General features: G+C 64.9%; 11 protein-coding genes. All 11 read right to left on the bottom strand.

Annotated elements, in window-relative coordinates; genetic code table 11:
• Positions 1-60 precede the first annotated feature (60 nt).
• Positions 61-1,032: a BMP family lipoprotein gene (locus tag BLT66_RS09780; RefSeq protein ID WP_092757488.1), complete on the bottom strand. Its 972-nt coding sequence runs from the start codon at positions 1,030-1,032 to the stop codon at positions 61-63.
• A gap of 181 nt (positions 1,033-1,213) precedes the next feature.
• Positions 1,214-2,086 carry a phytanoyl-CoA dioxygenase family protein gene (locus BLT66_RS09775; RefSeq protein ID WP_092757487.1) on the bottom strand — a complete coding sequence of 291 codons (873 nt, stop codon included), beginning with the start codon at positions 2,084-2,086 and terminating at the stop codon, positions 1,214-1,216.
• A gap of 6 nt (positions 2,087-2,092) precedes the next feature.
• Positions 2,093-3,019, bottom strand: a complete 927-nt coding sequence (locus BLT66_RS09770; RefSeq protein WP_092757865.1) for a pseudouridine-5'-phosphate glycosidase — start codon at positions 3,017-3,019, stop codon at positions 2,093-2,095.
• Positions 3,020-3,033: 14 nt separating this feature from the next.
• Positions 3,034-3,951: a PfkB family carbohydrate kinase gene (locus BLT66_RS09765; RefSeq protein ID WP_092757486.1), complete on the bottom strand. Its 918-nt coding sequence runs from the start codon at positions 3,949-3,951 to the stop codon at positions 3,034-3,036.
• Positions 3,948-4,610: a TetR/AcrR family transcriptional regulator gene (locus BLT66_RS09760; protein WP_092757485.1), complete on the bottom strand. Its 663-nt coding sequence runs from the start codon at positions 4,608-4,610 to the stop codon at positions 3,948-3,950. The genes BLT66_RS09765 and BLT66_RS09760 overlap by 4 nt, the downstream gene beginning before the upstream one ends.
• Positions 4,586-5,593: an ABC transporter substrate-binding protein gene (locus tag BLT66_RS09755; protein ID WP_092757484.1), complete on the bottom strand. Its 1,008-nt coding sequence runs from the start codon at positions 5,591-5,593 to the stop codon at positions 4,586-4,588. Before BLT66_RS09755 ends, BLT66_RS09760 begins: the two co-directional genes overlap by 25 nt.
• A 34-nt stretch (positions 5,594-5,627) precedes the next feature.
• Positions 5,628-6,449 (bottom strand): ABC transporter permease, encoded by an 822-nt coding sequence (locus BLT66_RS09750; protein WP_255406860.1) that lies wholly within the window; start codon positions 6,447-6,449, stop codon positions 5,628-5,630.
• A gap of 122 nt (positions 6,450-6,571) precedes the next feature.
• A complete protein-coding gene (locus tag BLT66_RS09745) occupies positions 6,572-7,465 on the bottom strand; it encodes an ABC transporter permease (RefSeq protein WP_092757482.1) in 894 nt (297 codons plus the stop codon).
• A complete protein-coding gene (locus tag BLT66_RS09740; RefSeq protein ID WP_092757481.1) occupies positions 7,452-8,270 on the bottom strand; it encodes an ABC transporter ATP-binding protein in 819 nt (272 codons plus the stop codon). The genes BLT66_RS09745 and BLT66_RS09740 overlap by 14 nt, the downstream gene beginning before the upstream one ends.
• 152 nt (positions 8,271-8,422) lie before the next feature.
• Positions 8,423-9,448, bottom strand: a complete 1,026-nt coding sequence (locus BLT66_RS09735) for an HD domain-containing phosphohydrolase (RefSeq protein WP_255406859.1) — start codon at positions 9,446-9,448, stop codon at positions 8,423-8,425.
• Positions 9,449-9,451: 3 nt separating this feature from the next.
• Positions 9,452-13,864, bottom strand: coding sequence for a response regulator (locus tag BLT66_RS09730; RefSeq protein ID WP_092757480.1), 4,413 nt, complete (start codon positions 13,862-13,864; stop codon positions 9,452-9,454).
• Positions 13,865-13,934 lie beyond the last annotated feature (70 nt).

Genomic DNA, 13,934 nt, shown 5'->3' with positions numbered 1-13,934 from the left:
GGGTTCGCCCCCTGCAAGGGGGTTGGCGGAAACGCGCAGCGTGGAGCCTGGGGGTGAGCCTTACTTACAAGCGTTAGCCACCATGTAGTCCACCACCTTGATCTTGCCGCTGATGATGTCGGCCTTGGCCGCATCCACCTTCTTCTTCATGTCGGCCGTGACCAGCTTGGCGTTGTGCTCGTCCATGGCGTAACCCACGCCCTCTTCCTTCAGGCCCAGATTGGAGATGCCGGGCTTGTAGGCCTTGAGCACGTTGTACACGGCCACGTCGACGCGCTTGACCATGGAGGTCAGCATGGTGCCGGGCTGCAGGTAGTTCTGGTTGCTGTCCACACCGATGGCCAGCTTGCCCGCATCCTTGGCCGCCTGGTAGACGCCGATGCCGGTGCCGCCAGCAGCAGCAAACACCACGTCCGCACCCTTGGCAAACTGGGCCTTGGTCAGCTCGCTGCCGCGACCGGGGTCGTTCCAGGCAGCGCCAGTGGTGCCAGTCATGTTGGCGAAGGTTTCGGCTTTGGGATTGGCGAACTTGGCGCCCTGCTCGTAGCCGCACTGGAACTTGCGGATCAGCGGAATGTCCATGCCGCCCACAAAGCCGACTTTGCCGGTCTTGCTGGCCTGCGCCGCCAGCATGCCGACCAGGAAGCTGCCCTCATGCTCCTTGAACACCACGGACTGCACATTGGGCAACTCGATCACCATGTCGATGATGGCGAACTGCAGCTTGGGGAATTCCTTGGCTACTTTTTCCAGGGCAGAAGCCTGGCTGAAGCTCATGGCGATGATGGGGCTGGCGCCACGCTCGGCCATGCGGCGGATCGCCTGCTCACGCTGGGTTTCATTGGCGACTTCAAATTCGAGGTAGCTCTTGCCGGTTTCCTTTTTCCAGCGCTCCATGCCGTCGAAAGCCGACTGGTTGAAGGACTTGTCGAACTTGCCGCCCAGGTCGTAAACGATGGCCGGCTCGGCCCAGGCCGACAGGGCAGAGAAGAGTGTGGCGGCGAGGAAGCTGAGTTGCAGAGAAGTTTTCATGGCGGTATCCGTGGTGGGGTTGGAAAAGAAAACAAAGGGCTGGCAGGGCGTCCGGGCGCAGCGCGCCAGGTCGGCTCCATTCAGCAGGAACTGTGCCCATGGGCACGGGGATAGAGAGCTTTACGCGACATCTTGGGCCCGATACGTCCTCCTTGTGCGCCGGGTGGCGCGGGTCTGGCAGTTACACAAAACCGGTAAACGGCATGCCGCCCGGCTGGATCCAGTTGCTGGCCGGGTAGGCGGCCTGGCCGCTGACCGCATGCAAGGTATAGGCATGGCGCGACTGCGCCGAATGATTGGGCTCCGATAGGTGCGGAAACAGGCCGTTGAACACAATCAGCGTGCCCTGGCGGACTTCCAGCCACTCCAGGGCGTCCATGTCCCAGTCCAGGTTTACTTGCAAAGACTCCAGCTGCAGCGCGCCACCGGCCTGCCGGCGGAACACCTGCTTCAGCCCGCCGCGCTGCCCACCCGGCACACCGCCCAGGCAGCCATTGCCGCGGTGCGCGTCTTCGATGGCGAACCAGAAGCCGACCACCGACTGCGGCTCGGTGTACAGATAGGTTGCATCCTGGTGGCAATTGACCTCGCCGCCAATCCCGGGCTGCTTGAAGATGTACATGGACTGCACCAGCTTGGCATCCACCAGGCCCACGCCCTCGGCCACCGCCTGCAAACGTGCACCGTGCGAGAACGCTTGGAACACCGGGTCCAGATCGTGCATCGCGTGGCCGAGCTTGTTGATGGCGCGCTCCAGCGGCACACACAGCTGGCCCTGCGCATCGAAAGCGCCGGCTTCAAAAAATGCACCGATGCCGCGCGCCGAGTTTTCAAAGTACGCGTCCTTCGCATGCCGCTGGTCGCGCGCAGAGAACACCGTGCCCGGCGCCTGGGGCGCGTGTTCGGCGACCAGCTCCAGCGCCCGCTGCTGCAAACCCTGGCATTGCGCCGCCGGCACAAAGTCCTCCAGCACCAGCACGCCGTCGCGCGCATAAGCTGCGCGGGCCTCGATGGGCAGGCCCAGGGTTTCGTCAAAGCGGCAGCGGTAGACCATGGCAGATCAGGCGACGATCTGCTGGTAGGCGACGGCAATCGCCGCGGCCAGGCGGGCGTTATTCAGCACCAGCTGGATGTTGGACGCCAGGCTGTTGCCGCCGGTGATTTCGCTGACCCGGGCCAACAGAAAGGGCGTGGACTGCTTGCCGGCAATGCCCTGGGCCTGGGCTTCCTGCAAGGCCTGCTCGATGGCCGCATCGATGGTGGCGCGCGGCATCGCATAGGCTGCGGGGATGGGGTTGGACACCACCATGCCGCCCGGCAAACCGATGGCCCATTGGGCCTGCATGGCGCGGGCGATGGCCTCGGCAGTGTCCAGCCGGTAGTCCACCTTGAAGCCGCTGTCGCGGGTGTAGAAGGCGGGTAGGTTGTCGCTCTGGAAACCGACCACGGGCACGCCATGGGTCTCCAGGTATTCGAGAGTGAGCTGCAGATCCAGGATGGACTTGATGCCCGCGCAGACCACTGCCACCGGGGTCTGGGCGAGTTCCTGCAGGTCGGCGGACACATCGAAGCTCTGCGGCGCGCCGCGGTGCACGCCGCCAATGCCGCCGGTGGCAAACACCCGGATGCCGGCCATGGCCGCGATCAGCATGGTCGAAGCCACCGTGGTAGCGCCGGTCTGCCCAGCCGCCACGATGAAAGCCACATCGCGGCGGCTGACCTTGACCACATCGCGCCCGCCCTGCCCCAGCTGCTCGATCTCGGCTTGGGTCAAACCGACCTTGAGCCGGCCGTTAAGGATGGCGATGGTGGCCGGCACGGCGCCATGGGTGCGCACCTCGGCCTCGACCTGCAAGGCCGTGGCCACGTTCTGCGGATACGGCATGCCATGGGCAATGATGGTGGACTCCAGCGCCACCACCGGGCGCTTGGCAGCCAAGGCAGCAGCCACTTCAGGATGGATGTCCAGGAAAGGATTGGGTTGCATCAGGGTCTCACTCTTCAAGGATTCAGTTCCAGCCATTGCTGCACGCGCGCCACCGACAGGGCCGGGTCGTTGGTGCCCGCCACGCCCAGGGTCAAAGCCGCGCAGCCACAGGCAAAACGCACGGCCTGGCCCAGCGGCTGACCAGCCATGTGCATCAGGCCGGCCATCAAGGCGTCGCCCGCGCCGCTAGCGCTCTGCACTACCACCTCGGGCGCCGGTTGCCAGCCCTGTGCGCCCTGGGCATCGCTCCATAAAACGCCTTGCGCGCCCCAGCTCAGCACCAGCTGCTGCACACCCCGCGCATGCAGCCACTGGGCGACGGCGGCGGCATCGGCTGGGCTGTCCAAAGGCAGGCCGGTCAGAGCCTGGGCCTCCAGGCGGTTCGGTTTGAGCAAATGCACGCGCGCCAAACTGCTGGCAATGCGCAGGCATTTGTGCGTGGACACGGTATCCACAAACACCGGCGCATCGCCGCTGTGGGCGCACAGCCAGGCCAGGCTGGTTTCCGACAGATTGCAGTCAAACAGCAAGGCCTGGGCCGCCGCCAGATCGGCCGCATACGGTGCCAGGCGCGTGGGCGTGATGCTGTCGACGATGCCCATGTCGTTGACGGCCACCGCCATGTCGCCATCGGCGCCGTGCACCGACAGGTAGCTGGACGTTGCCTGCTCCGGCAGTACCCAGCAGCTCCGCATGTCCACGCCGGCAGCCGACGTGGCCTGCAGCAGGCTATGGCCGGGAGCGTCGTCGCCCAGCGCCGTGAGCAAGCGCGTGGAGTGGCCCAGGCGGGCCAGGTTCTCGGCCACATTGCGGGCCACGCCGCCCGGCGCATAGCGGATACGACCGGGGTTGGAGTCGCCCAGCACCAGGCTGCACGCGCTATGTCCGGCAATGTCCATATTCGAGGCGCCGACGGCCAGCATGTAGCTCATGGCTGCAGGCCGCAGCCGCGCAGCACCAGAGACACCACGTGCTCGGAGGCGCGGCGGTGGTCGGCCTTGCCCAGGCTGGTGCGGCCCAGCACCGCGCTGACCTGCACGTCGAAGTCGGCATAGGTCTGGGTTGCGGCCCAGATGGTGAAGAACAGGTGCGTGCTGTCCACCGGCGGCATCTTGCCCTCGGCAATCCACTGGTCGATCACGGCGGCCTTGGCCTTGACGGTGGCGCGCAGCTCGGTGGCCAGCAGCTGCTTGACGAAGCTGGCACCATGCAGCAGCTCATTAGCCCAGACCTTGGATGCATCGGGCCGCGCCGCCGACAAGGCCATCTTGCTGCGGATGTAGTCGCCAATCGCCTGGGCCGGGTCGGCCTCGGGCGTGATGCCGTGCGTGGGCGCCAGCCAGTCGTCCAGAATGCGGGCCAGCACCGCGCGGTACAGCGCCTCCTTGTTGCCAAAGTAGTAGTGCAGATTGGCCTTGGGCAGGCTCGATTCTTCGGCGATCTGGGCCATGGTGGCGCCGCTGAACCCCGCCCCCGCAAAGACACGCTCTGCGGCGGCGAGGATCAGGCCCTCGTTGGCCTGGCGGATCTGGCCCTTGGCCTCCGCCGAAAGAGGACCAGCTATCTTCACTTCTTGGTCGCGGCGTCCCACACCACGTGGCTCATGGCGGCATTGCCAGGGTCTTTCTTGATCACCGGTGCGCTGCCGCCCGACATCAGCACCTTGACGGTGCGCTCATAGGCGGCGGGCTCCAGGTAGCCCATCTTGGGGCCGTTAGCGGTGGTGATCAGCTTGGCCACGTTTTCCATCTGGCGCTTTTGCACGGCCAGGGTGGCACTGCCCGACATGTCGTTGGACACCACGATCTTCGCGGCTTCTTCGGGGTTCTTCACCGCGTCGTTCCAGCCCTTGAAGGTAGCCTTCAAGAACTTGCCCATGCGGGCCACGAAGGCCGGGTCTTTGAGCTTGGATTCGAGCACATACAAGCCGTCCTCCAGCGAGGCCACACCCTGGTCTTCGTAGAAGAAGGTGACCAAGTCGCTTTCTTTGACGCCAGCGTCGATGATCTGCCAGTACTCGTTGTAGACCATGGTGGACACGCAGGCCGCCTGGTTCTGCAGCAGCGGGTCGACGTTGAAGCCCTGCTTCAGCACCTTGATGTCGGTATCGGGCTTGTAGCCCAGCTTGCCCATCCAGTTGAGGAACGGGTATTCGTTGCCGCCGTACCAGACGCCCAAGGTCTTGCCCTTCAGGTCTTTCGGGGTGGTCACGCCACTGGCTTTTTTGCAGGTCAGCATCAGGCCGGAACGGTTGAACACCTGGGCGATGTTGACCAGCGGCACACCGGCTTCGCGGGCGGCCAGCGCATCGGGCATCCAGTTGACGATCACGTCGGCGTTGTTGCCGGCAATCACCTGCACCGGCGAGATGTCCGGGCCGCCGGGCTTGATGGTTACGTCCAGTCCTTCAGCCTTGTAGTAGCCCTTGGCCGCTGCCACGTAGTAGCCGGCAAACTGGGCTTGCGGCACCCATTTGAGCTGCACGGTGACCTTCTCTTGGGCCTGGGCGGCGAGGCCGCCGACCGCCAATGCGGCGGCCAGCAGGCATTGACTCAACTTGGACAGCTTGTTCATCAAATACTCCTAGGTGGGGACAGGTGGGGGAAACTTATTTTTGGGAACGCACCGACGGATGCCAGAACGCAAAGCGCCGCTCCAGCTGCACCAGCAAGGCATAGGCGGCCGAGCCGGTGATGGCGGCCACCACGATCGCGCCCCACACCAGCGGCATATGCATCTTGGCCGCCTCGGTGGAAATGCGAAAACCCAGGCCGGCCGTGGGCGAGCCGAAGAACTCGGCCACGATGGCGCCGATCAGCGCCAAGGTGGCGTTCACCTTGAGTGCGCCAAAGATGAAGGGCATGGCGCTGGGCAGGCGCAGCGCCAGCAGGGTCTGGCCGTAGCCGGCGGCATAGCTGTACATCAGCTCGCGCTCCAGCTTGCCCGCGGCCTTCAGGCCCGCCAGGGTGGACACCAGCATCGGGAAGAAGGTCATCAACACCACGACCGCCGCCTTGGACTGCCAGTCGAAGCCAAACCACATCACCGCAATCGGTGCCACGCCCACCAGGGGCACGGTGCTGGTCAGCGAGGCGATGGGCAGCAGGCCGCGTTGCAGAAACGGCAGCCGGTCAATCGCCACCGCCACCGCAAAGCCCAGGCCGCAGCCCAGCAGCCAGCCGGTCAGCACCGACTTGAGCACGGTCTGCACGAAGTCCTTGAACAGCACAGGCCAGCCCTCGGCCATGGCTTGCACGATCAGCGCCGGCGCCGGCAGCAGCACCCGCGGCACGTCGAAAGCCGTCACCAACAGCTGCCAGAAGTACAGCAGCCACAGGCCGAACAGGCCAGCCGTCAACAGGCCGTAAATCGCCCGCCCTTCCAGGGCCGCGGCTGCGCGCACCGTCCAGCCTGCCAAGACCAGCGTCAACAAAAGTCCTGGCAAAAATAGGCCACTAGCGCTGGATATACCTGCGGAAGTAGCTATAAAAACTGCAGCAAACAGCATGCTGGCCAGCACCCCAGCCGCCACGGCCTGCGGACTGCGCGCCTTCATGGACGCACCCCATGGTGGCGCAGCACCAGGCGCTCCACACCCAGCACCGCCGCGGTCAAAGCCAGGCCCAGCAGGGCCGACATGAGCAGCGCCGACCAGATGGCCACCGTGTTGCCGTAGTACGAGCCCAGCAGCAGCTTGGCGCCCAGGCCGGCCTGCGCGCCGGTAGGAAGCTCGGCCACCATGGCGCCGACCAGACCGGCCGCGATGCCAACGCGCAGCGCGGGGAACAGAAACGACAGGGCAGCGGGCAGGCGCAGCAGCCAGAACGCCTGCCAGGGCGAGGCCGCGTAGGTATAGAGCAGCTCGGTGTCAATCTGCTGCGGCGAGCGCAGGCCTTGCACCATGGCCACGGTGACCGGGAAGAAGCACAAATACATGGCGATCACCGCTTTCGGCCAAACGCCGGAGAAACCCAGGCTGCCCAGAATGATCAGCACAATGGGCGCAATGGCCAGCACCGGAATGGTTTGCGAAGCCACGATCCAGGGCATCAGTGCTTTGTCCAAGGTGCGCGAATGCACGATGCCGGCCGACAGCAGCAGGCCGAACAGCGTGCCCATGGCAAAGCCCAGTAGGCTGGACTGCGCGGTGACGGCTACGTGGTACAGCAGATTGCGCGGCGAATCCACCGGCCAGTCGACCAGGCTGGACCAGAAATCCAGCGCCACCTGCTGCGGCGCAGGCAGCACCGGGCGCTGCATGGACAGCGTGGTCTGCACCAGATCGGTGAAGCTCCAGGCCGTGCCACGCGGTGCCAGCACGCGCTCGATAGCCCCCGGCGCGTTCAGCCAGACGGCGCCCGCATACCAAAGGCAAATCAGCGCCAGCAGCACACTGGCTATGGGGATTCCGCTATCGAAAGCGGAGCTGCGCTTAATGGTGGCCATCGGCCAGCGACTCCCGCACCGCGTGCGCCAGGGCCATGAATTCGGGCGTGTCGCGCAGGCCCAGATGCCGCTCGTCGGGCAAGGTGGAATCGATCACCTTGACGATGCGCCCCGGTCGCGGCGACATCACCACGATGCGGGTCGACAAGTACACTGCCTCGGCAATCGAATGGGTGACGAAGACCACGGTGCGGCGCTCGCGCTGCCACAGCTGCTGCAGCTGCTCGTTGAGCCGGTCGCGGGTGATCTCGTCCAGCGCGCCAAACGGCTCGTCCATCATCAAAATGCGCGGCTCGAAGGCCAGCGCGCGGGCAATCGACACCCGCTGCTGCATGCCGCCGGAGAGCTGCCAGGGGTATTTCTTCTCGAAGCCTTTGAGCCCCACGCGCTCCAGCTGCTCCATGGCAATGCGCTGGCTGTCGGCCTTGCCGCGGCCCTGGATCTGCAGCGGCAGCACCACATTGGCCAGCACCGTGCGCCAGGGGAACAGCGCCGGCGCCTGGAACACATAGCCGTAGGATCGCGCCATGCGCGCCGCATGCGGGCTCACGCCGTTGACCAGCATGCTGCCGGAGCTGATGGGCTCCAGGTCGGCAATGGCGCGCAGCAGCGTGGTCTTGCCGCAGCCCGAGGGGCCGATCAGCGAGATGAATTCGCCTTGCCGCACCGACAGGTCGATGTCTTGCAGCGCATGCACCGGGGCATCGGCCGCGGGGTAGACCACGTTTGCCTGGCGTACCTCCACGGCAAGCGCGGCCGGCACGGCAGCAGCGATAGCCCCGGCGGGCAGGTCAGATGGTTTCATGGGCACAGCACAGCGTAGGGACAGACATAAAAACCCACTATAAAGCTAACCAAACGGTCAGCTTCTTGGGGTTTAAGCTAGTTCTATGCCAATATTTTTCGGCTATCTGCACCGATGGGGTGCAGGCAGCGGCCCGCCGCCGCGGCGGGAAATCAGCGGCTGCGCTCCGGCGTGTCCGGCTTTTCCTGTTCGCTCTGGTCCATTTCTGCCCAGCGGCGACCGATCTCGATGAGCTCGGGCAGGACGCTGGTAAATGCATGGACCACCATCGGGTCAAAGTGCGTGCCCGATGCCGCGTGGATGTATTCCACGATCCGATCCATCGGCCAGGGCTCCTTGTAGGGCCGGCGCATGCTGAGGGCGTCCAACACATCGGCCAGCGCCACGATACGCGCAGATTTGGGGATGTCCTGCCCCTGCAGACCATCGGGGTAGCCGCTGCCGTCCCAGCGCTCATGGTGGCGCAAAGCGATCTCGGCCGCCAGCTGGAATACCGGGGCCTTGCTCTTGCTCAGAATCTCGTAGCCAATCTGGGAATGGGTCTTCATGGTGTCCCATTCCTCGGCGTTCAACGGCCCCGGTTTGCGCAGAATCGTCTGCGGTACGCCCAGCTTGCCGGTGTCGTGCATGGGTGCAGCCAGCTCCATGCGGGCGCAGCTTTCGGCATCCCAGCCGCAGGCCTGGGCAATCACCCGCGCATAGGCGGCCATGCGCCAGATGTGGGAGCCGGTGTCGCTGTCGTTGTAGTGGCCGGCCTGGCCGAGCATCAGCACCGCATCGCGGTGGCTTTGCTCCAGCGCCGCCGCCCGCACCAACGACAAATGGGCCGCCACCCGGGCCCGCACAATGGGCGGCGACACCGGCTTGGCGATGTAATCCACGGCACCCGCCTCGAAGCCCGCGGCTTCATGCACCAGGTCGGTGTAGCCGGTCACGAAAATCACCTGGGTGGTGTGGGTGGTGTCCAGCTGCTTGATGCGCCGGCACAGGTCGTAGCCATTGGTGTCGGGCAGGCCAATGTCCAGCAGCACCATGGCGGGCTGGTGCTTCACCACGGCGGCCAGGGTTTCATCGCCGTTGCGGGCAAACGCCAGGGAATAGGTGTCCTGCAGGATGCTGCGCATGATGGCCAGGTTGCCCGGCTCGTCATCCACCACCAAAATCGTCGGTAGGAACACGGTCTACTCCTTGAATCTGACGCCATGCGCCTGGGCAAGCTTGCGGGTATGCGCTTCGGCGCCGCGGAAATCAAAGTCGCGGACAGCCTCCTGGACCGCGGCCAGCTCCGAGGCCGGCAGGACGGACGATAGCTGGGCCAGGATCGCCTCTATGGGCGTGGGGTTGTCGGTATCCAGGGCCGCCAACAAGGCCTCCAGCTGCGGAGCGAGTTCGTCCAGCACTTCGGGGGCCGTGGGCACGCTGGGTGCGGGTGGCATGTCCACCACCGCCGCCAACGGCGCAAACCGCTCCACCGCCTCAATGGCCAGCTGCAAGGCGGCATCCAGGCGTGCCAACACCCCGGTCGGGTCGTAGCCGGAGAGCAGAATCCGCTCGGCCTCCCCAGCGAGCCGCTGGGTCTCGGGCAAGGCCATATTGGCCGCCACGCCCGACAGCTTATGGGCCAGCGCGGCGGCTGCATCACGCTGGTCCAGCGCCAGGCTGGCGTTCATCTCGTCTACCGCCCGGCGGTAGGTATCCACAAAGCGCCGCAGATAGGTTTTGTAGACCTTCAGGTCGGTCCAGATGCGCAAGCCCTTGCCCACATCGATCACCGACAACTCGGTGGGCGCGTCCTGCACCTGCGGCTCAGGGGCCAGCTGCGCGGGCGCGCTGGGCTCTGGCGGGGCGGCATCGGGGTTGGCACGGCGGCGCAGCCGCTGGATCAGGGCGATGGTGCTGGGCACGTCGAACGGCTTGCTGATGAAGTCCGTCATGCCCGCCGCGTAGGCAGCCTCTTGCTGCGATTTGAAGGCGCCCGCGGTCAACGCCACGATGGGCAGGTTGTGGAACTGTGGCAGCAAGCGCAATTGGCGCGTGGCCTCGATGCCGTCCATCACCGGCATTTGCACATCCATCAGCACCAGGTCCACGGCATCGGGCTGGGCCTTCAACCAGTCGAGCGCGGCCTGGCCGTGCTCCGCCAAAGACACGGTGGCGCCCTGGTCGGACAAAATCCGCTGCGCCACTTCGCGGTTGATTTCGCTGTCGTCCACCACCAGCACCCGCACACCGGCCAGGCTCGGGCTGCTGACCTGGCGCAACGCGGCGGGCAGGCCGGCGGCCGCAGAGCGCCGGCGCTGCGCCTCCATCACCGCGTTAAACAGGGTCGAGCTGGTGACCGGCTTGCTCAGGATCGCATCCACCATGTCCACGCCGGGCTGCATGGCCAGGCTGGAGAGCGAATAGGCGGTGGCCATGATCACAATCGGGCACAGCTCCTGGGGCATGCCCTCGCGGATGGCGCGCACCGTGGCCAGGCCATCCAGGCCGGGCATCTTCCAGTCCAGCACCACCACATTGGGCAACTTGTCGCGCGGGGCTTCCAGCACCTGGTTCAGCACCGCCTCGCCGGAATGCACGCCATGCACCTGCCAGCCCAGGCGCTGGGCAATCGACACCACGGCGTCAAGCGCAACATCGCTGTCGTCGGCCACCAGCGCATCCACATGCACCATATCGGGCGAGGAGGCGTCGGCCATATCGCTCTGCCGCAATGGCAAGGTGAACCAAAACTCACTGCCGCGCCCCGGCGTGCTGATCACCCCAATCTCACCGCCCATCAGCTGCACCAACTGGCGGCAGATTGCCAGGCCCAGACCGGTACCGCCAAAACGCCGGGTGGTCGAGCTGTCGGCCTGGGTGAAGGCCGAAAACACATTGGCTTGCAGCTCCGGCGGGATACCGATCCCGGTGTCTTTGACCGAGAAGCGCACCATGGGCGATTCCGGCTTCTCGGACACCAGCTCGACCCGCACTTCTACCTGGCCTGCATGGGTGAACTTGATCGCATTACCCGTCAGATTCACCAGCACCTGCTCCAGCCGCAAGGCATCGCCCTGCAGGTTGGCCATGGCTGCGGGCAGCGGGTGGATGATGAGCTCGATGTTTTTATCGCCGGCAGCGATGCCCATGGTGGTTGCCAGGTTGTCCACCACGTCGCTCAACCGGAAAGGCGCGTGCTCCAGCAGCATGTGGCCGGCTTCGATCTTGGAGATGTCCAGAATGTCGTTGATGATGCCCAGCAGCGAACGGCCCGACACCCGTATCTTGCGCACCATGTCCTGGGCCCCCGCATCCAGGCGCGATTGCTCCAGCAGGTAGGCCAGCCCGAGGATGGCATTCAGGGGCGAACGGATCTCGTGGCTCATATTGGCCAGGAACTCGGCCTTGCTGCGGTTTGCGGCTTCGGCGGCGTTACGGGCCTCCAGCATTTCGGCCTCGGCCAGCTTCTGGGCCGAAATATCCTGCGCAAACACCAGGGTGGCAGGTCCGTCTGCCAGCACCACCCGGGTGGTGGTTTTGAAAACCGGCACCCGGCGACCATCCTTGCCTATGCCAAGAGCTTCAAACATCAGGTCGGTATGCGAATCCTGCTGGATCAAGGCTTCCTGTTCTTGCAAGAGCACACGGGATTCATCGGCAACCATCTCGCTCCAGGGGATGCCGTTCAGGTCCTCTGTCTGCGGAAAGCCATGCAGCGCCCGGTACCGCGGATTGCAATACACAATCAAACCGGCCCGCAGAATCGCTATGGCCAGCGGCGCATCCTCGATCAGGGTGCGGAACCGGGCCTCGCTTTCCCGCAGCGCATGGGTCAGCAGGCGCTCGGAAACATCTTTGCAGGTCACGATGAGCAGCTCGATGGCCCCCGACGCTTCGCGGATCGGCGCGGTGCTGAGCTCCACGAAAACCGACTTGTCGGAACCCCGGCGGCGGATTTCCATCTGCATGTCGCGCACAAATTGCCCGCGCAAACCGCGCCGGCTAGGCCATTGGTCAGGGGGTACCGGGTCTCCGTTGGGCAACACCGCGTCCACGCTGGCCAGCACCTCCTCAAACGGCGTGTCCACGTCAAACAGCCCGAGCATGGTCCGCCCTTCACGGTTGATACGGGCGATCCGGTGCTGGGGATCGAACACGAACACCGCGTCGTTCATGTTCTCAAACACGGCCTGCAATTCGTTGCGGGTGCGGATCACCTCCTGCTCGGCGGTTTTGGCCGCCGTGATGTCCATGTGCGTGCCCATGATGGTGATAGCCTGGCCCTGCGCATCGCGCTCGATCGCCTGGGCCCGCCCGAGAATCCAGACCCAATGGCCCAGCCGGTGCTGGACACGGTAGATCACTTCATAGAAGGGCACGCTGCCGTCCATGCAGGCTGCCCTCGCCGCGTTGTAGGCGGGCATGTCGTCGGGGTGGATACGGCGGCGCCAGAACTCTGGGTCGTCCTGCAGGTCCGTCATGGTGTAACCCAGCATGGCCCGCGAGTTCTCATCAAATGTGCGCGCCCCGGTCGGTGCATGGAAGCTCCACAGCCCGAGATTGGCACCGCGCAATGCCAGCTTCAACCGGTCGGCGGCCTCTAGCCGTTCATGGTCGCGCTCCGACGCCAGGACCTCCAGGCGGGTGCGGCGGGTCTGCATCCAGTACAGCCCGCCACAGCACAGCAACACCAGCGTGGCATAAAACAGGCCGTAAATCGTGGCCTGGGTTTGCAATGGCCGCGCAATGGCAGAGGTTTCGCGGCTCAAACCGATCACCAGCGCCTTGTCCATTTCCAGCACGGCAGGCTGGATGGTGCGCAAGGCCATCACCCTCTGCTCCCCGGCGGCGTAGGCCGCGCCGGTCAGCACGCTGGCAGTCTGGCCACTCTGCCGATGCTGGTTGAAAAAGAAACCAGGCTGGTTGAGGTTGGTGCCGTCGATATTGCGCTTGCGCGGGAAATTCAGCACCTGCTGGCCATCGCCATGCACCACGAAGCCCCATACATCGGGTGCGTACATGGTCGGCCGGAAGATACCGGTGAAATACTCAGGGTCGAGCGTTGCCACCAGCACGCCGGCAAACACGCCGTCCACCCCTACCACCACGCGGGTGGCCGAAACGACCAGGTCATTCATGACGGAGGTATAGGGCGCCGATAGATACAGCTTGTGCGCGTCCGGCTTGTCCCGGGCCAGCTTGAAGTAATCGCGGTGGGCCAGGTTCAGGCCGATCAAATCGGTGCGGCTGGCGGCGATCACCTCGCCATTGGCATCCAGCATGACGACCGCGCGCAGACCCGGAACCGCCACCCCCAATGCCCGCAAGCGCCGAGAAATATCCGACACCGGCCCCACTACGCCGGGGCTGTCCACGTAATCCTGCAGCACGCCGGTCAAAGCAAGATTGGTCGCTGTCAGGTTGCGCTGAATTTCGTAGGCGATCACATCGGCCTGCACCTGCAAGCGGTTGCGTTCGCTGGTGTCCACTCTGTCCACCGCGGTGAGGTGCACGTAGATCACAAAAAACCCCACCAGCGAGAGTCCGGCAAACAACAGCAGCCATTCAGACCGTTTTCGCCGTGGCACCGGGCGCGCAATGTGAGTTGACATTCACCCCATGCTAGCTACTTTATGTAACAGACACAATCATTCGTGCACTCCAGCGCCTTATGCCTTGGTT

Origin of the sequence: Rhodoferax sp. OV413 (assembly GCF_900104385.1) — a bacterium.
Classification (GTDB): domain Bacteria; phylum Pseudomonadota; class Gammaproteobacteria; order Burkholderiales; family Burkholderiaceae_C; genus Rhodoferax_B.
The sequence above is the reverse complement of the archived record's forward strand: the minus strand, read 5'-3'. Positions and strand labels throughout refer to the sequence as shown.